Here is a 20,145-nt window from a genome sequence, read left to right as displayed (position 1 = left end):
CTTTAATTCTAGAATTAAAATATGGTTCAGCGCTATCAAGTTCCTCAAATAAATACGCCTTTCTCTGCTGCTCAAGTCGAACAAGTTTCTATTTTCAATACTAATCATTCCGATATGAATTCTCGCTTTCCTCGTTTCTTTACTGCTGGGAGTATTTTTTCATTTTTCTTAACCTTCTCTTTGCTGGTACTTGCAAATACAGTAATGATAGGTGATCTTTTGGCACAGGCAATAGGGGATTATCGCACCAATGCGGCTTCTTTTACTTGGACAACAACGGCAAGTTGGGAACGCTACAACGGAACGATTTGGGTGTCAAATCCGGCAGAAGGTTACCCGGGTCAAAATGCTGGTACGGGTTTAGTGACGATTCGTGATGGTCATATTGTAACACTAAATGTTTCTCCAGCTCAACCATTAGGATCTTTTCAAGTCGGTGAAGGAGTTTCAGGGGAATTGCGCTTTGATAATACAAGCGGAAGGGCAATTACCGTTACAGGTGCAACCACTGTTTCTATCGGAGGTACTATTTTTTCAAGCAATACAACCCCTGATGGTGGGGCTGACACTCATACTTTGACTTCTGGAAACTTGACAAATAACGGTACTTTAACCCTAAGAAATGCTGACGGAGTTAATTTTGATGTCGTTAATTTAGTTTTAAGAGGAGATTTAGCTGGAAGCGGCATTTCAAGTTTTAATAACATAACTTTTAATGGAGCTCTAAACCAAACCATTTCACTTGGTGGGACTGTTACTATTGGGGGAACAACAGCCGGGACTATTACTTTTAATAACACGGGAACATCGCCCAATAATAGAATCATCAATAATTCGACCGCGTTTACCACAGCAATTCCTTTCGATCGAACAACTTTTACACTTGGTGAGTATCGCCACAATAATAGTGCTGTTTATAATTACAATAGCGCAGGTTCAATTACTTTAGGGGTTAACCGGTCAATTGTGGTTCTTCAAGGTGAAATGAATTTTGCGCCCGGTGATAATGCCATTAACTTAACTCTTAATGGTGCATCACTTACTATTGATGGTTCTTCGGCGATTGTGCGAGTTGGGCAAAATAATACAACCGCAAATCAGTCGAAGCTTCTTACCGGCGTCACAAGTTCAGTGATTACAGTTCAAAATGGTGGTCAATTGTTAGTTGGAAATGGTGTTTTTGGAGATATTCGATTGGATGCAGGAGGTACGGTTACAGTCAATGGAACTTCTTCCCTTATTCAATCTGGTAGATATGTTTCCGGAACAGGAGGAAGTATCGCTGCGACGACAAACGTGACCAACTCAGGTTTATTAAGAGTGGGGCCTTCGAGAACAGCTGTTGCTGATTTACTTTATTTAAGAGGCGGTTCCGCGCTGAATATTAATACTGGCGGAGATGTTGAAGTTGGGAGTTCTACAGGTGTTTTTGGGCGTTTGGTCGCTGATGCCGATACTCCGATTACAGCAACACTAAATGTTGACGGCGCAGGGTCAACTCTAACCATTTCGGAATATCTTATATCAGGAACTGCTGCCGGCAATGGTACAAACATTAACATTACAAATGGTGCAGTTGTTAATATCGCACAGAATCTTAGTGCAGTTTTTTCTGCTTTTTATTTAAGAGGTACCTCAACCCTCACAGTCTCAGGTGGAGGAGTTTTAAATATTGGTCATCCTACGCTCGGGTTTGGAAGATTTGTTTGTGATCAAGATACACCGGGATCGGGAGTTATAACAGTCACTGGTTCAGGGTCAGAAATTAATATCTCTGAATATTTTCTAAGCGGAACAACAGCTGGTGGAGGTTGCACATTAAATGTTTTATCAGGTGCTACTTTTAGAACTGGTCGTAATTTGACTGTTGCAGGATCAGCTTTTTTCTTTAGAGGAAATACTACAGTTAATGTTACCAACAGTACCCTATTGGTAGGAAATGCGTCTGATAGTACAGGGAATTTAACGGCTGACCAAAACAACGCCTTTACGAGAACGATGAATGTTACCAATTCAACTGTCCGTATTTACGGTAGATGGTTGGGAATAGCGTCTGATCTAGCGGCCACTACGACTTATAATGTATCAAATTCACTAATCGTTGTATCCCAAAATCCTTCTTTTATTTCTGCTGGTGCCCAAAATTCTAATTTGGGAAATTCTCAAGTGAATTTATCTGCCAATTCTACTTTGAGAATGTATGAAAACGTGACATCTGTAAATAGCGTCAATCTTGTCGTTTTTGGGATAAATGGGGTTGGGGGGATAGATGTAACAAACTCTACCCTTGAAATTCTCGGAAATTCAAATATGGCAAATGTCCTATTTGGGGGTGGGGTTTCAGCGGCGACCGTTTCAGGTGTCGCGAATTTTAATTCAGGGTCTTTCCTTAACATCGGTGTGAATACGCTTTCTGAACTTCCTGCGCCAACATCGCGAAGCTTCTTAGAAATTGAAACGCTGGGTTCACTTAATGTTGACGGAGGAACGCTTAATATCGGAGGAGGAAACCGAGGAAATCTTAGCTTACAAGGTGGAGCGCAATTCTCTTTAGCATCAGGAACCGTCAATGTTAGGGCATCATTGAATATTTTTGGCGGAATCGGCGCAACCGTTAATATTACAGGTGGGACACTAAACATTGGTAATGCGCTAAGCAATGGAACAAATAATATTACTTTTCCTGCTAATCCGGGTGTTGGGGGAAGCAATTTTATTCTAAATGGAGCAACTGCTGTTGTCAATGTAGGCGATGGTAACTCAACAATTACTTTAGGTAATGGAAATAATGATCCGGAATTTAAAAGCACATCTTCAGATCAGCGTCAATTGTTTCAATTGCTTCAGGGGACATTCAACCTTAATGGAAGGTTCGTTTTGAATGATGCAAAGGCAACCTTTGAAATGAGTGGTGGAAGTTTTAATATTAATCCCAACACTGACCAAAATATCCCCGGTTCTTTTAGTGTATTGCAATTACAGCGAGGTATAGTCAATCTTACAGGCGGTACGATAACATTGATTAATCCACCAGCTTTTTCGGGTTCAGGATACGCGGTTTCAATTTTTGCAAATTCTCCTCTTGACTCAACAAATGCCGCACTCAGTGGTCCTCCACTCGACAGCATTGGCTTTCGTTGGGCTCAACCGACAGTATTGAGCGGAACAGAGTTAAGATTTGGGAATGGCGTCGCTTCTGCTTCAGGGTCTTCAGAAGGTTATCAAGTCTTTGTTGATGCTTCAAATGTTTTAGGCAATGTTGTTGTAAACAATCCATCCGGGGTTAATCGCTTTGTAGATTGGATAAGCAGAGGAAACAGAACCAATGCGCCGATTTTATCAAATAATAGATCATATGTTGTTGGAAACTTGTTAGTAACGGCGGGTGAATTTAGAGCAAATTCAAATCGGTTTAATCCGTCAAGTGCAGGTACTTTTAATTTTACATTAGGGTCTTCTTCACGATTTATAGTTACAAATACAAATAATTTCAATTATTTCCCCGGCGACTCGTTATCATTTGCCTCTTATACACTTTCTCCCGGAAGTTACTTTGAATATGCTGGAAACGGAAATCAACTTGTAGGGTCAAGAAATGCAACTACCCCCCCTAGTTTTTCAAATTTGGTTATAAGTGGAACTACCGGCACAAAAACCTTAAGCGCACTTAATGAAGTCACCGATACCCTTTTCCTTAATTCAAGTACCCTTTCGGCAGGGTCGAATTTGAGACTTTCTAACGGTTCGACTTTGTCCCGCTCTGCAGGTTCTTTAACAGGGAGTATTGATAATATTACGAACTATAGAATCAGATATACCGGTAATTCTAAAACAACAACAGCCACTGAATGGTCTGGTGTTGGAACTAAAGATTTAATTGTTGAAATGTCAAGTGGTCAAAGCTTGTCATTAGCTTCAAGTTATACAATTGATAGTTTAATTGTTTCCTCGGGTTCTACTTTAGATTTAAGTGCATTTTCTCTCCTAATTTCTGGAAATGCTGTAAACAACGGCTCGCAAATCGGAACTGGGGTTGTTCAATTAGTCAATAGTACAACTCACGAATTAACCGGAACGGGTTCTTTTACAAATCTGTCAATCAATGGGCCAGCATCGTCCGTAACTGTAAATGCAAATCAAGATTTTACCATCAACGGGGTCTTGACATTTGAAAATACATCACAAAATCGAATTCTTAATTTAGTTGGAACTGCCAGACTTACTTTAGGCGGTACCGCTACTGTATCCAATGCAACAGCAACTTCAACTTTCTTAAGAATGATTCAAACTGACGGAACGCCGTCGGCGGTTGGAGTAAGAAAAATTTGGGCGTCTGTTCCAGCATCCTTTACCTATCCTATCGGTGTAAGCAATAAATATACACCTGTAACCGTTAACATTACCGCTAGTGCAACGCTTGGAGCCTTGACTGTAAAGGGAGTTAATGAAATAAATCCACTGACATCGGATTCTTTGGCACTTTCTTATTATTGGTCTTTATCAGATTCAGGACTATCTTCACCAGTTTCTACTCTTTCATTTCAATACAGAAAAACAGATATCATTAATGGTGCTGAAACAGCGTTTATTCCGGCAAGATATTCTCCAGTAGTTTGGTCAAGAATAAATGATGTTTCTCAGGTTAACGAATCAGACTCAACCATCGTATTTAATTCAGTTAATTACCTCACGGGCGATTTTACTGCAGGTGAGCCATCATCTTTCGGCGCGGTTCTAACTTACTACAGCCGTGCTTCAGGAAATTGGACTGATCCTAACACTTGGTCTACGACTGGTATCGGAGGACCTGTTGCCGGTACGACGCCAAATTCTAGGAGGCCAGTCTTTATCGGTGGTACAAATGTAGTCACGGCAAACATTAGCAACTTAAGATCTGCATCTTTAGAAATTCAATCAGGCGGAACACTCGCCCTTGCAAATGCCACAACAGGTCATTCTTTTGGTGTCGTTTCAGGTACAGGAACCTTAAGGTTACAATCTAACACTTCAACACCACCAGCATTCCCGGGTGGAACTTATACCACATTTTTAAGTTCGAGTGGTGGCAGAATTGAATACGGTGGTACTGGAATATATACTATCCCTTCAACACCGACAACTTATAACACTTTAGCAGCAAGTGGAGGTGGTACCAAAACTTTACCAGACGCAAACCTAACTCTCTCAGGAAATCTTGAAGTCAGCGGAACAACAACATTGCTCTTCAGCAATGCTACTTCTGGGAATATTACAGTTGGTGGAGAAATTTCAACAGGTGTAGGATCTACTTTAAGTTTTAATGGTGGTTCTACACCTCGAGCAATTACTGCCGCCTCGATTAATAACAACGGAACATTTAATTTGGCTGGAGTTTCGGTATTATCAAATACTTTATCAATTTCAGGAAGCATTCAAAATTCAGGTACTTTAGACTTCATTAATGGAAGTCAAGTTTGTAATGTAACATTTACAAGCACGAGCAATGGTGTTATCTCTGGTTCTGGTTCCTATAGTTTCAATCGTTTTATTGTTAATAAAGGAACATCTCAGTCCCCGTCAATTCTTGTTACCGCGACAAATTTTTCAATCGATGGTCCAACCACAGGGCCAGTTAAGGCAATTGAAATTGTTAATGGAAATCTAAGAATCGGAGGAACTGGAAGTATCACACTTAACTTATCCACGGACAACGAGAACTATACGATACCGACAACTGGTCAATTAACTGTAGAAAATGCTAATGCTACCGTGAATGTTGGGGCAACAGGATTTAGTACTGGGCTTATTTTAAGAGGAGCTTTAAGAATCGAATCTGGAACGGTAAACGTCGGTACTGATTTTAGCGGTATATCAGAAAATTCAATAACATACGAGGGAACAGGAAGTTCTCTTACTGTGATTAATGGTACTTTAAATGTTGTTTCTAATATACAACCCGGTACTGGAGCAGCATTGAACTATACTCAATCCGGAGGTATCGTAAGGGTTCAAAGAGGAAGACAATCAACGGATAATACTTCTGTGGGTACGGTTGCTGCATTTACAATGAATAGCTCAGCAAGTCAATTTAATATGAGTGGCGGAGATCTTGAAGTTGTAGGAAGTCATACAGTCTCTGCGACTTCTCCATATACTGCTATTCGTATTAGTGCCTCACCAACTTTTAATGTTACGGGAGGAAATGTACGAATTGGAACTTCTGCAATGAATGTAAATGGAAGAAATGACAACGTAGCAATAACTTCAACAGTCCCTTTTTGGAATCTTTTTATTGGATATGGAACAGATTTTACTGGAAATATTGGAAATGTCAACGGCGCTGGTACACTTACTGTTCTTAATGATCTAACCGTAAATTTATCTGGTCAATTTCGATTAAATCGGGTAGATTTTGCAACGGATTCAACAACAAATATTCTATCAGAACTTGTCGTTGGTGGAAACTTAACTGTTCTTAACGGCTATATACGGTCAGGTTTTGCGCCAGACGCAACTGGTGGATCTCAAATTCAAATGAATGGTAGTGGTCTTTCCGGACAAACTAATCCTCAAGTAATTACGGCCTCTAACCTAGTAGTTAGACGGTTAAGAATTTTCAATACCTCTGGAGGTGTTCAATTGGCAGCAAACAGTGGTTTAACAGTAACAAGGACATTAAATGTTGCTTCAGGGTCTTTCAACGCCAATTTCTCAAACGCTAACGTTACGTTTTATTCAGATGCTGGGGTTTTAGATGATTTTGCTCAATCAATACTAGGTAATGCGACTTTCCATAACTTAACGATTAATAGATTATCACCAACATTTACCAGTGTTTCTACAACAGGTAATTTAGCTGTAAATAACCAATTGGTCTTAACGAATGGTTTATTAAATATTGGTGATAACCTTCTGTCAATTAATAATCCTTCAGCAACTGCAATTACAGGAGGAGTTTTTTCAGCATCACGTTCAGTCCGAACATCAGGAAGTTCATCTTCTGCCGGAGTAAGATGGGCTTTCCCGAATTCAGTTACTGTTCCTTTCATTTTTCCATTTTCTACAGATGCCACTTATTATCGTCCAGTTAGTATCTCGGTTACAACCGCGGACGGTGCAGGTACTGTTCAAATTGCTCCTACAAACTCTAGATATCCATCAGCTTCTTCAACCTCATTAAATTACAATTGGAAGACTACCGTTGAAGGTTTTGGTGCCGGGGTGATTTTATCACATACTTACAATTATGTTGATGTAGCGGTGGAAACAGACGTTCCTACTGTTGGTGGTGATGGATCTTATGAAACAGGAATCTTCAATGGATTTACTTGGACAACATCAACAGGAACAATAAACTCAGGATCAAATTTCTTTACACTTAACACTACAGGAAACTTTACAAATTATTTCTTTACAGCAGGTACTGGATTTGTTGATCCTGTGATATTCTACTCTTGGAGAAATGGTTTGTCTGGAGGTTCTGTATCTTGGGATGCTGCTACGAACGATCCGGCGACAAGTCCTTGGTCAGCAGACTCAACATCATTTGTCTATGTAGGATCTGATACAGAACCGACATCAACCAATCCTGTTGTTATTAGAGATGGTCATACAATGAACATCTCTACTGGTGTAAAAACCGCTGCCTCTGTTGAAATCAGAATAGGTAGTGTACTAAACATTACATCAGCATCAGCCCAAACTTTTGGACTAGGCATTTCTGGAACTGGAACACTAAGAATTGAAAGCAATGTTCTTCCACAACTCCAATCTTCATTTTTGGCAAGCGGAGGAGGAACAGTCGAATTCAGTGGTTCTACAGATTATACACTTCCGTCTTCACCTTTAACCTATAATAATGTTCAAATTTCAGGAACATCAAATAAAACTGTTAATGGATCTATTTTAAGTGTAATTGGAAATTTAACAGTAGCTTCAGGAACCCTTACTATTGCGCAAACTTCAAGTGCATTTGACCGCTCTGGTTCGGGGGGAACATTTACCCTTGGTTCAACAGGTAATCTTGTCATTTCTGGTAGCGGAAATTATCCAAGAAACTTTGCAACCTATTCCATTCAAGATGGTTCAACAGTTACGTATAATTTCCCGACCGCTACAACCAATCAAGACATTGCACCTCTAAACTCTTCTAATGGTGGAGGTTACAGCAACTTGGTTTTATCTAGACAAGCAACGAATACCCAACCAATTAATAAGAGAATGATTGGTGAAACAGTTGTTCGAGGAAATCTCACTTTAGAAGCTGATACGAGATTGCTTACTCAAAACAACAATCTTACAATTGGCGGAAATTTAACCTTAAATGGAACAGCAGCTGGAGATACAAGTTTTGTTCAAATTGGTACTTCAACAGTAACCTTTAATGGATTAGGGATTCAGTTGATCTCAAAAGCAAATGTTACTAATGAATTAAGACTACGAAATGTAAATCTAACAGGAACTGGAATTGTTCGACTGAATACAGCAAGTATGATACTCAATGTAGATACATTGAATATCGCTTTAGGTTCAACATTTGATGTAAATGGAAGAACACTTCGTTTGCAAGGAAATCTTGTCAATAACGGAACATTTACATCAGCTACAGGGACAACAGCTTTTGTTTCTTCTACTCTTGATCAAACAATAAGAGGAAATAATCCTGTAACATTCTCAAATCTAACAATAACAAAAGCAACCGGACTTAACTTAGATATTTTAACACCTGTAACGGTGAACAATACTTTTACAATGAATGCAAACGGTCTTGTTCGCTTAAACGGAACAACTAATAATTTCACATTTGGACCGTCAGCATTGACATCTGGTCCATTTTCTTCTTCAAGAAAAATATTAATGGATGGAACTGAAACAGGCTCAAGAGTTGTAAGAACCGGTACAACTCCTGCCCAGTTATCATTTACCTTTCCAATTGGTATTAGCGGAGATTACAATCCATATACGGTTACAACTGCGTCAATTGCAAGTGGCGCACCTACTGGATTTGCAGTGAGAATTGTTTCTCCAAACAATTCATACACAAATGCCTTTATAACATCGCGCGCACTAGGACAAAGTTTTGAAACCGAAGTTTTAGGTACAGGTAGCATTAATTCAACAAACACCTTTACTTATAGTAATAGCTTAGTTAACGGTACTGAAGTAAACTATGTTGTTCGTTATTACGATGGAGCAATCTGGCAAACTCCAACTTCACCAACAATCAATACAGCAAGCGATATTGCAGGTCACACAGCGAATGTAGCATTTTCAACTGGAATCAATTATGAGTGGATTGTCGGAGAATTGGCTGCATTCTCCCCACCACTTTACAGCAGAAATGCAACTTTAGGAGGAAATTGGGATGATGTCAATTCTTGGACGGTTTCATTTGATGGAACTGGTGGACCTGCGGGAACATTTCCGACAAGCGTAACTGATGTGACTGTTTTGACTGGTCATACAATAACGACGAATTCAAATGGTCAAAGTGCAGCGTCACTTTCAATTGTTGGAAGTGGAGTTGTTGATATTTCCACCAATAACACAACAGGTCATACATTTGGGACTCTCACAGGCGATGGAACTTTAAGACTAAGAGGTACTTTCCCGAATTATACAATTTCAGGAACAACTTTCTTTGATATTACGAACGGTGGTTTAGTGGACTACTCATCAACGGCAAGCTATAATTTGCCCGCAACACCTACCACATACAATGATGTTACTATCTCTGGTGGCGGAACTAAAACATTGTCTTCGAATATTGTTGTGACGGATTTTGAAATCGCAAGTTTAACAACACTTGATGCGAACAATTCAGGTAATTATTCGATTCAAATATTTGACGATTACACAAATAACGGCACATTTGAACCTCGTGCTGGTTTGGTTGAGTTTTCTGCAACTGTTGGTACACAAAATTTAGGGGGCACCTTAAACTTCCACAATTTGACTTTAGACGGTGGAACAACAAAGAATATAAATGCACCACTTACACTTAGTGGTAACTTTAGAATCCAAAGTGCATCCGGTCCTGTTAATATTGGGGCAAATACAATAACTTTATCGGGAGGAAATTGGAGAAATGATGCAGCAGCGAATGTTTTAACTTCTACATCAGGTCACTCAGTAACTTTTACCAGCACTTCAGGTGAACAAACGATTACGGGTGTCACTCAATTTAGAGCATTAAATGTTGATAAAGCAGGTCAAAGCTTAACTCTGAATGATTCAATTTCTGTTACTGATGATTTAACTATTACGGCTGGAACATTAAATTCTGGGGTTTATGGAATCGCAATTTCTGGTAACTTGACTAATGATGGTAATATCAATGCCGGTACAGGGACCTATACATTTAACGGTAATGGTTCACAGGTCATTTCTGGATCAGCAATTTCCCCTGATTTTAACTTCAATAATTTGACAATTCAAGGTTCAACAAATTCCGTTGAGTTCACTTCAAATGCTAATATTGTTGGTGATCTCAATGTTGCAAGTGGTACTTTATTTGCAGGTGAATCAGCGACTTTAGTTGACTTGGATTCAGTTACAATAGGTGCAAGCGGTACTTTCGATGCTTCGAACATATCTTCAATTACCCTTTCAGAAAGTTGGGTAAATAATGGCACTTTTACTTCAGGATCTTCTAATGTTACTTTCTCTGGTACATCTGTAAATCAAGCCATAAGTGGTTCCCAAGTCACCTCTTTCTATGATTTAACTGTGGATAAAACTACAGGAGACTTGACAATAAACAGCAACCAGATTGTTTCAAACTCTTTGAACCTTACAAATGGCGTTATTGTCATACCATCTGCGACACTTCGATTAACCGATACTGACAATGGTGACGGCGCGAGCGGAACACCAATTATAGGCGGAAGTACAACATCATTTGTCGAAGGGAATGTTCGAATTGATTATCCAAATAATCCGAGCGTTACAAGAAGATTTCCTTCAGGTCATCGTGCAAATACTTGGAATGGGTTTAACTTCGCCGTATCCTATTTGCCGGTTGAATTAACCGTTTCTCATGTATCTGGTTCAAATTCATTCACTCTACGACAAGTGAATACAAATGCTCCTGCGGGTTCACCTGCCTACTCATTAGGAACTTTATCCAAAGTTTCGTCTATGAGATATTTTGCTGTATCAAATAGTGGTGGAGGAACCTACAATAACGGTTCTGTAACGCTAAGTTGGAACGCTGATGACTTTGTTTCGGCTGGGGGAATATTTGCTACCGAAAGAAACAGTTTAAGAGCGGCAAGTTTAGATATTGCCAGTTCAGCTTGGGAAAACCTTGGTGACGGCGGACAAACAGGTGATGAGTCATCTGGAACCATTACAAGTTCAGTGACTTTCACACAGACAGATGCATTTGCATTAGGCACTGTTAATCCTGCGGATAACCCATTGCCGGTTGAACTAGCAGAATTTAAGGTGGTACCAACTGAAGGTAGAACAACTACAATACAATGGAGAACAAGATCTGAATTTGAAAATTTAGGTTTCATAGTTAAGCGTTCCGAAAATCAAAATGACGGGTTTGAAGAAATCGCTTCTTACAGAACCATTGAATCGCTCAAGGGATTAGGGACAAATTCTACAGGTAAAGAATACAGTTTTATTGACAATTCAAGATTGCAAGCAGGCAGAACTTATTACTACAAGTTAATTGATGTTTCATTTGGTGGTGTTGTAACTGAACACCAAGTGGTGTCAGTAAGAATGCCGGATGAATACACGCTTTCGCAAAATTATCCAAATCCATTTAATCCAGCGACAACCATAGAATTTTCATTGAAACAAGCAGGGAGAACAACGCTTGAAGTTTATAATGTTCTGGGTCAAAAAGTTGGAATTTTAGTGGATGGAAACCTGCAGGCAGGCGCACATCGTTACTCATTTAATGGGTTGAATCTTTCATCGGGTGTTTACTTCTATCGCTTGAGAAGTGGAGATTTCAATGCAGTAAAGAAAATGATGTTAATCAAATAAGTTTTTTGATTGCAAAAGTAAGGCGCTTCGATTAGAGGCGCCTTTTTTTTTATAGAATTATTCTATTAAGGAAGAGAAAATTCTATGCTATCATTGACAACTATAAATGGATGAACGAGTATATATAAGGGCCTATAACTTAAACACTGAATTATGTCAAACTCAAAATATTTAATCGCAACCGATTCAAATTTCGAATCAGAAGTTTTAAACTCAGATAAACCAGTCTTAGTTGATTTTTGGGCACCTTGGTGTGGTCCTTGTAGAATGATTGCTCCGGTTGTTGAGGAATTAGCCAATGAATATGAAGGTAAAGCGACTGTTGCCAAAGTAAATGTGGATGAAAATCCTCAAATTTCTATGAAGTTTGGGATACGGTCTATTCCAACGCTTCTTTTGTTTCGCGGAGGAAAAGTCGTTGATCAAGTTGTCGGTGCCGTTCCAAAAGGTGTACTCGCATCAAAATTAAACGCCCAGTTGAATGGATAGGAAAGTAACAATGTACACGACAAGTTGGTGTCCTGATTGTCATCGAACTGAGCGGATACTAAAAGATAAGTCAATTCATTTTGAAAAAATTGACATCGAAAAGTTGCCTGAAGCCGCTGAAATCGTGATGTCCATAACAGGGGGGAAAAGAAGTGTACCTACTTTAGTGATAGAAGATTCCACCGGGAAAAAGGCGCTTGTTAATCCCAATCCAAATATCCTTTCAAAGGAATTACAATTTGAGCTATAACCTCGATAACAATTACAAAGCCTGAGACCCCAACTCAGGCTTTTATCATAAATATGAAGTCTGAAAATCAAGTTACAATTATTGGATCAGGCCCAGCAGGGCTTACGGCCGCGATTTACGCAAGTCGAGCAAATTTAAACCCATTGGTCATCGAAGGAATGCAACCGGGCGGTCAACTCACGATTACTACCGAAGTTGAAAATTTTCCGGGATTTCCACACGGAATTATGGGTCCGAAGTTGATGGATGATATGAGGGAACAAGCCCGAAGGTTTGGGACTGAATTTCATTATGGAGCAATAACACACGTAAATTTAAAAAACAACCCAATTGAATTAACCCTCAATGAAACACAAGTTGTCAAAACTCAGTCTTTGATTATTGCTTCAGGGGCTTCGGCCAAGCTTTTAGGGTTGGAAAGTGAAAGAAAGTATATGGGTTATGGTGTTTCGGCGTGTGCCACCTGCGATGGCTTTTTTTATAAAAATCGAGTGGTTGTTGTTGTGGGAGGGGGAGATACAGCAATGGAAGAGGCTAGTTTTCTCACTAAATATGCATCTAAAGTCATTTTATTACATCGAAGAGATGATTTTCGAGCCTCTAAAATTATGGTTGATCGTGCCAAGAAAAATCCTAAAATTGAATTTAAAACGAGTGTGGGTATCGAGGAAATTTTAGGAGATGGGAAAGTAGTCAATGGTGTCAAGTTGAAAAATTTCAAAACGAATTCAATTGAGGTTTTGGCGTGTGACGGTGTATTTGTAGCAATAGGACATCAACCGAATACTCATTTATTTCAGGGACAGTTAGAAATGGATGAGCAGGGCTATTTGATTACCAAAAAATCAAGTACAGAAACCAATTTGCCGGGTGTGTTTGCATGTGGAGATGTTCAAGATAAGGTTTATAGGCAAGCAGTAACAGCAGCTGGAACAGGATGTATGGCAGCGATTGATGCTGAACGTTATATTGAAAACTTGCATGTCCAATAAAATTAGTACATGAATGATGGAAATTTTAGTCACCGGAGGCGCAGGCTATATCGGTTCTCATACGGTTAAGGCACTGATAAAAAGAGGATACAATCCAGTAATTCTCGATAATTTAGTTTATGGTCATCAAGATTTTGTTGGAACAACTCCTTTTGAATATGGAGATTTACAAGACCAATCTTTTATTGAAGAAGTTTTTAATCGGCATAAAATCAGTGCCGTGATGCATTTTGCGGCTTATGCATACGTAGGTGAATCGGTTGAAAATCCACTTAAATACTATAGGAATAATTACGCCTCAACACTTAATCTTCTAGAGGTCATGTTGAAGTTTGGTGTAAAAAATTTCATTTTCTCTTCAACTTGCGCCACTTATGGTGAACCTTCGGAAGTTCCAATCTCTGAAAGTCATCCTCAAAATCCACTTAACCCATACGGGCGTTCAAAATTTTTTGTAGAGCAAACCCTAAAAGAATTTGATCAAGCTTATGGATTAAAGTATGTGGCACTTCGTTATTTCAATGCTTCAGGAGCAGATGAAAGCGGCCTAATCGGTGAAGACCACACACCTGAAACCCATTTGATTCCTTTGGTCTTGGATGTTGCCTTAGGGAAAAGAAAACATATCACTGTGTTTGGAAAAGATTACCCTACAAAAGATGGAACTTGTATTAGAGATTATATTCATGTGAATGATTTAGCTGATGCCCATATTCGAGCACTTGATTTTATTAATCACGAAAATCGATCAGCCGCATTTAATCTTGGAAATGGCAATGGTTTTAGTGTTTTAGAAGTTATAGAGGCTATCCAAAAAGTTACTGGAAAAAACATAACAGTTGAATTTGGGCCAAGACGACCCGGCGATCCCGCAAAGCTAATTGGCAGTTTTGAAAAGGCTAGGAAAGAGTTAGGTTGGGAGCCTCGATATAAAGAAATAGAATCAATTGTCTCAACTGCGTGGAAATGGCATCAAGCTCGCTTTTCAAGTTAATTTTTCTTGGCTATGAGAATCTCGCTCTCAAAAATTAAAAAGATCAAGGAGCATGCAAAGCAAGTTTTCCCTGAAGAATGTTGCGGGTTATTAATCGGAAAAGCTGGTTTTGAACCGAATGGTAAAGTAGAAAACACGGTTTATGCGGTGTTACCCTGCGAAAATGTGCTTGATGGAGATAAAAAAACAGGTTTTGAAATCTCCTTGTCTGAAGTTTGGAAAGCAGAGGTAAAAGCCCGTGAAGTTGGATTAGAAATCGTAGGAAATTATCACTCTCATACAGATGCTGGTGCTTATCCTTCTGGCGATGATGAAAAGCACTGCAAGCTTTATACCTCGATGTTAATCATTAGCCTAGGTCAAGGAATTATTGAAGAAACAAAATCTTGGACGGTTGGTATAAATAAAACTGTTTTTGAAGAAACGATTACATTCATATAAATCATCTGAGGTATGATGAAGACTAAATTGATAAAAGCATTTTAAATTTTCATTAAACCCGGATTATCAATCGATCAAAATCATTTTCTCTTACCCCAAGTTCTTTAAGAAAAGGTACGACGCGAGCAATAGACATTATGAAGGTGAATATCAAAGTTACTAAACCAAAAACATTTCAATTTGAAAATGGCACAAATGAGGTAGAGGGTGAGATATTTAAGCCTGCTGAAATCAAGTATAAGGTTTCCGGAGCTATCGAGTTGGGAATTTTAATTGATCTCGTTATGCCTGTACAAGTGTCTGTTATTAAAACACAACAGCTTTTTTTACAACTGAATTCGAGGGAATCTGTTCAAAAAGCCCTACAAGGAAAATCGGCTTGGGCAGATATTTTTCTGGTTCCATTTGGCACGAGAGAGAGAATCGGCGGATTGATTATGGAGCAAGAATTGATACATTTAGGATACGGAATGATAGTAAGAGTTGAGTAAAAAATGATTGATTCGGTTGTGATGAAGTATTAGTGTTGATTAGACTTATTGATGCGAATTCAGAATTGCGAATAATAAAATGTCATTTATGAATCCATTTCCAAAAAATGAAGGTACAAATCAAGATGATAGTTTTGGTTCATCCTACTTTTTTGGAAGCGGTGCAATTCTTGTCGTTATCGCTGCAATTTTGTGGAGCACCGGAGGAGTATTAATTAAATCGGTTTCGCTTGATGCGTTTCAAATTTCGTTTTGGCGATCTTTTTTTGCGATTGCAACAATACTTATAATTTATAAACCAAATTCAATTTCTTCAGATAAAGTAACAATATTCGGGTCGCTTGCTTTTGCCTCCACATTAATACTGTTCGTATTGGCAACAAAGTTCACCACTGCGGCAAACGCTATTTTATTACAATACACCGCTCCTATTTATATACTGATTCTATCACCATTTTTATTGCATGAAAAGCCAACAGTATGGCAAATGCTTACCATTACAATATGTTTTATTGGGATGGGTATATTTTTCTTTGAGGGAATTTCGAAAGAGGGCTTTTATGGGAATGTTTTTGCTTTGTTATCCGGTATTTCATTTGCCTTGATGACGATACTCTTAAGAAAAAAGAAAGATGAAAGACCGATTGATGTCATTTTATTGGGTTCAGGTTGGATTGTTATTATTTGTTCTTCAGTGGTTATGTGGCAGGCATCTTTTAATCCGAAAGGACTTCTACACGAAGATGTTTATATGGGGTTTGCGATTAGCACTGCCGATAGTATAATGGTATTAGCTTTAGGCGTCTTTCAAATCGGGATTCCGTATCTCTTGTTTTCTAAGGGAATAAAAACAGTGAAAGCTTTGGATGCATCGCTTATCGGTATGTTAGAACCTGTACTCAATCCGATTCTTGTAATTTTGTTTGTAGGTGAGAAGCCATCAATTAATGCCATAATTGGTGGTGCGATAATTTTAATAGCAGTTTTTTTACAAAGTCTTCTTGCTTCTTTAAGAAAGGTTCAAGATGTTTAAAGAAAATTAAAAAACTTAGTAACATGACACCAACATCATATCGAATCACAACACTATTTTTCATACTCGTATCTTTTTGCACCTACATGTCTGGTTGTAATCCTACAAATGAAACTTATCGTTACCCAAAAACTGATAAAGTATCACATACTGATTCTCTTCACGGGGTACAAATTAAAGACCCTTTTCATTGGCTTGAAGATGATCGTGCACCAAAAGTTGAAGGTTGGGTTAAAGAGCAAAATAAGGTCACATTTGCCCATTTAGAAGCAATTCCATTTCGGGATGCAGTGAAAGAGCGCTTCATGCAAATCTATAACTATCCTAAATACTCAGCCCCTTTTAAAAAAGGTAACTATACCTTCTTTTATAAGAATAATGGCCTTCAAAATCAATCGATACTTTATATCCAGAAAGAAGGAGGTTCGCCCGAAGTTTTAATAGATCCAAATGCTATTTCAAGTGAAGGCACTTCTCGGTTGACAAACGTTTCCGTATCAAAAGATGCGAAATATGTTGCGTATAGCATTTCTGCCGGAGGTTCAGATTGGCAACGAATTTTCATTAAAGAAATCGATTCGAAAAAAAATCTTTCAGATTCAATTGATTGGGTGAAGGTATCCGGCATTTCTTGGGCGGGCCAAGGCTTCTTTTATAGCCGTTACCCCGAACCCAAAGAATCAGGGAAACAGTACTCGGCTAAAAACGAAAATCATTTGGTGTATTATCACAAGCTGAATACCAATCAAAATCAAGATGAATTGGTTTTCGAAGATCGTGAACACCCGCTGAGGTTTCATTTAGCTTCCGTAACCGATGATGAAGAATACCTCATTTTAAGTATTTCTGATCGGAGTAAAGGTTTCGATGGAACTGCATTTAAGGTCAAAAACCTGAAGGCAAAAGATGATGGCTTTAAGGCGATTGTGAATCAATTTGATTATGATTTTAATGTTGTTGATCATATTGAAGGAAGTTTGATTGTTCAAACCAATAAAGGGGCTGATAATGGTAAACTAATAAAAATAGATCTCAACAATTCAGAGGAAGCCAATTGGGAAACTATTGTCGCGGAGAAACCCGAGCCATTGGTTTTTGCGCAGAGTGTTGGCGGTAAAATAATTTTAGGGTACATGAAAGATGTGACACACCGTGTCTATGTTCATGACCTTAAGGGAAACTTTGAAAATGAAATCACTTTACCTTCACTTGGAACCGTTGGCGGTTTTGGTGGAGAGAGAAGTGATAAAAAAGTGTTTTACACATTTACCTCATTTACTTATCCGCCGGCGATCTATGAATATGATATTGAGTCAAAAAATGCGACGCTTTTCCGAAAAGCTGAGATTGATTTTAACCCCGAAGACTTTGAAACCAAGCAAGTTTTTTACACAAGTAAGGATGGAACAAAAGTACCGATGTTCTTAGTCTATAAGAAGGGGATTCAACTGGATGGAAACAACCCCACACTTTTATACGGATACGGCGGTTTCAATATCAACCTTAATCCAAACTTCGATCCTTTAAGGATAGGTTGGTTGGAGCAAGGTGGCGTGTATGCAATGGCAAACTTAAGAGGCGGTGGTGAATATGGAGAAAAATGGCATCAAGCAGGAATGAAATTGAATAAACAAAATGTGTTTGATGATTTTATTGCAGCGGCCGAGTGGCTTATAAAGGAAAAATATACAAAGAAGGAAAAGCTTGGAATTCAAGGCCGTTCAAATGGTGGGTTGCTTGTAGGAGCCGCTATGGTTCAACGGCCGGACTTGTTCGCAGTTGCTCTCCCGGGTGTTGGCGTGATGGATATGTTACGCTATGAAAAATTTACCATTGGCTGGAATTGGGCTGCTGAATACGGTTCAGTAAAAGACAGTATTCACTTCCGAAATCTTTACAAGTATTCCCCTTATCATAATCTAAAAAAGCAATCATACCCGGCGACTTTGGTGGTCACTGCAGACCACGACGATCGGGTGGTTCCTGCTCATAGTTTCAAGTTTATGGCAAGGCTTCAAGAACAGCAACTTGGCAAAGCCCCTACATTAATTCGGATCGGGGTAAACTCAGGGCACGGCGCAAGCAGTACTGAAAAGCTAATTGAAGAGCGAGCAGATGAATACTCGTTTTTAATGTATCATACCGGAATGACGCCTAGTTATGTAGAAATTAAGAAACGAAAAGATTGATTGGATTTCCTTTTATGGCAATTGATTGAAGATTCTGAAAACGCCTCAATCAGGAAACAACGGGTTAGATAAGAGAAATGAGCATTGCAGATGAATCAAAGCTATTTTCAAATGATGAAATCGGCCGGTACAGTCGCCATTTATTGCTACCTGAAGTTGGTTTTCTCGGTCAATCGAAGCTTAAACAAGCCTCCGTATTGCTTATTGGAGCTGGAGGTTTAAGTTCTCCTGCTGCTATGTACCTTGCAGCAGCTGGCGTTGGAAAAATCGGAATCGTGGATAATGATGTTGTGGAGCTATCCAATCTTCAGAGACAAGTGATACATCGCACCGAGCAAATCGGGAAGAGTAAACTAGAATCCGCAAAAAATACGATTCATTCAATCAACCCCTTTGTCGAAGTGAAAGGGCATGATACTCGTCTAACTGCAAAGAACGCTAAAGATATCGTTCGTCTATACGACTTAATTGTTGATGGTTCAGACAATTTTCCTACCCGATATCTGATTAATGATATTTGTTTTTTTTTGAAAAAGCCATTGGTATTTGGGAGTATTTTCCGCTTTGAGGGTCAAGTTTCTGTATTTTGTACAGGCGATTGGGAGAATGAAACACCTTATGCCTGTTACCGTTGCTTGTACCCTGAACCACCTTCGCCGGGAGAAGTTCCGAATTGTTCGGAAAGCGGCGTTTTGGGTGTTTTACCCGGAATTATTGGGTCACTCCAAGCGATTGAAGCAATTAAGTTAATCACGGGTATCGGTGAGCTTTTAATTAATCGTGTGCTGCGTTTTGATGCATTAAAAATGAAATTCAATGAAATTCGCTTTTCAAAACAAAACGACTGTGCACTTTGCGGGGATCATCCAAGCATTGTTGACCTGATCGATTACGAATCGTTTTGTGGGTATTCAGAGGAAAAAAACGACAACAAACTAACCTTAAATGATATGAAAAGTCAATCCGAATTAACCGTTCATGAGTTAAAAAAGCGTTTAGACGGAGGTGAAGCACCATTTATCTTGGATGTACGAAATTTGGATGAGTGGCAGATTTGTAAGATTGAGGGCGCAAAGCTTATACCACTTCCAGAACTTCCGAATCGATTGAAGGAATTGAATCCGGATCAAGAAATTATCGTTCATTGTAAAATGGGGGGAAGATCTGCTCAAGCTTCCGAGTATCTGAAGCAAAACGGATTTAAGGATGTTAAAAACCTTGTTGGTGGAATTAATGCTTGGGCTAATGAAATTGATAAAACGATGTTAACCTATTAATCAA

At 39.0% G+C, this 20,145-nt stretch carries 10 protein-coding genes; all 10 read left to right on the top strand.

All coding sequences use genetic code 11. The features are described from left to right. The first annotated feature begins 21 nt into the window (after positions 1 to 21). The 10 genes from SFU91_07195 (at position 22) to moeB (ending at position 20,141) form a co-directional block, all read left to right on the top strand. The gene (locus SFU91_07195; protein ID MDX2128805.1) at positions 22 to 11,985 is read left to right on the top strand and encodes a T9SS type A sorting domain-containing protein; all 11,964 of its coding nucleotides are present in this window, start codon (positions 22 to 24) and stop codon (positions 11,983 to 11,985) included. Positions 11,986 to 12,138: 153 nt separating this feature from the next. Continuing rightward, positions 12,139 to 12,474: a thioredoxin gene (gene trxA / locus SFU91_07190; GenBank protein MDX2128804.1), complete on the top strand. Its 336-nt coding sequence runs from the start codon at positions 12,139 to 12,141 to the stop codon at positions 12,472 to 12,474. Then, on the top strand, positions 12,467 to 12,724 hold the full coding sequence (locus tag SFU91_07185) for a glutaredoxin domain-containing protein (GenBank protein MDX2128803.1): 258 nt from the start codon (positions 12,467 to 12,469) through the stop codon (positions 12,722 to 12,724). Before trxA ends, SFU91_07185 begins: the two co-directional genes overlap by 8 nt. A gap of 53 nt (positions 12,725 to 12,777) precedes the next feature. Further along, entirely contained in the window at positions 12,778 to 13,716 is a 939-nt protein-coding gene (gene trxB, locus SFU91_07180) for a thioredoxin-disulfide reductase (GenBank protein MDX2128802.1), read from the top strand. Positions 13,717 to 13,729: 13 nt separating this feature from the next. Next, entirely contained in the window at positions 13,730 to 14,710 is a 981-nt protein-coding gene (gene galE / locus SFU91_07175; GenBank protein MDX2128801.1) for a UDP-glucose 4-epimerase GalE, read from the top strand. Between the two features lie 12 nt (positions 14,711 to 14,722). Continuing rightward, complete coding sequence (locus SFU91_07170) at positions 14,723 to 15,151, top strand: M67 family metallopeptidase (GenBank protein MDX2128800.1); 429 nt, start codon at positions 14,723 to 14,725, stop codon at positions 15,149 to 15,151. 143 nt (positions 15,152 to 15,294) lie between these two features. Next, positions 15,295 to 15,642 carry a hypothetical protein gene (locus tag SFU91_07165; GenBank protein ID MDX2128799.1) on the top strand — a complete coding sequence of 116 codons (348 nt, stop codon included), beginning with the start codon at positions 15,295 to 15,297 and terminating at the stop codon, positions 15,640 to 15,642. A gap of 88 nt (positions 15,643 to 15,730) precedes the next feature. Continuing rightward, a complete protein-coding gene (locus SFU91_07160; GenBank protein ID MDX2128798.1) occupies positions 15,731 to 16,675 on the top strand; it encodes a DMT family transporter in 945 nt (314 codons plus the stop codon). A 23-nt stretch (positions 16,676 to 16,698) separates the two neighbouring features. Beyond that, positions 16,699 to 18,864: a prolyl oligopeptidase family serine peptidase gene (locus SFU91_07155; GenBank protein ID MDX2128797.1), complete on the top strand. Its 2,166-nt coding sequence runs from the start codon at positions 16,699 to 16,701 to the stop codon at positions 18,862 to 18,864. A 77-nt stretch (positions 18,865 to 18,941) separates the two neighbouring features. Then, a complete protein-coding gene (gene moeB / locus SFU91_07150) occupies positions 18,942 to 20,141 on the top strand; it encodes a molybdopterin-synthase adenylyltransferase MoeB (protein ID MDX2128796.1) in 1,200 nt (399 codons plus the stop codon). The last annotated feature ends 4 nt before the right edge of the window (positions 20,142 to 20,145 follow it).

It is taken from the genome of Chloroherpetonaceae bacterium (assembly GCA_033763895.1).
In the GTDB taxonomy this organism is placed as follows: domain Bacteria; phylum Bacteroidota; class Chlorobiia; order Chlorobiales; family Thermochlorobacteraceae; genus JANRJQ01.
This window is presented reverse-complemented; position numbering and strand designations above follow the sequence as displayed.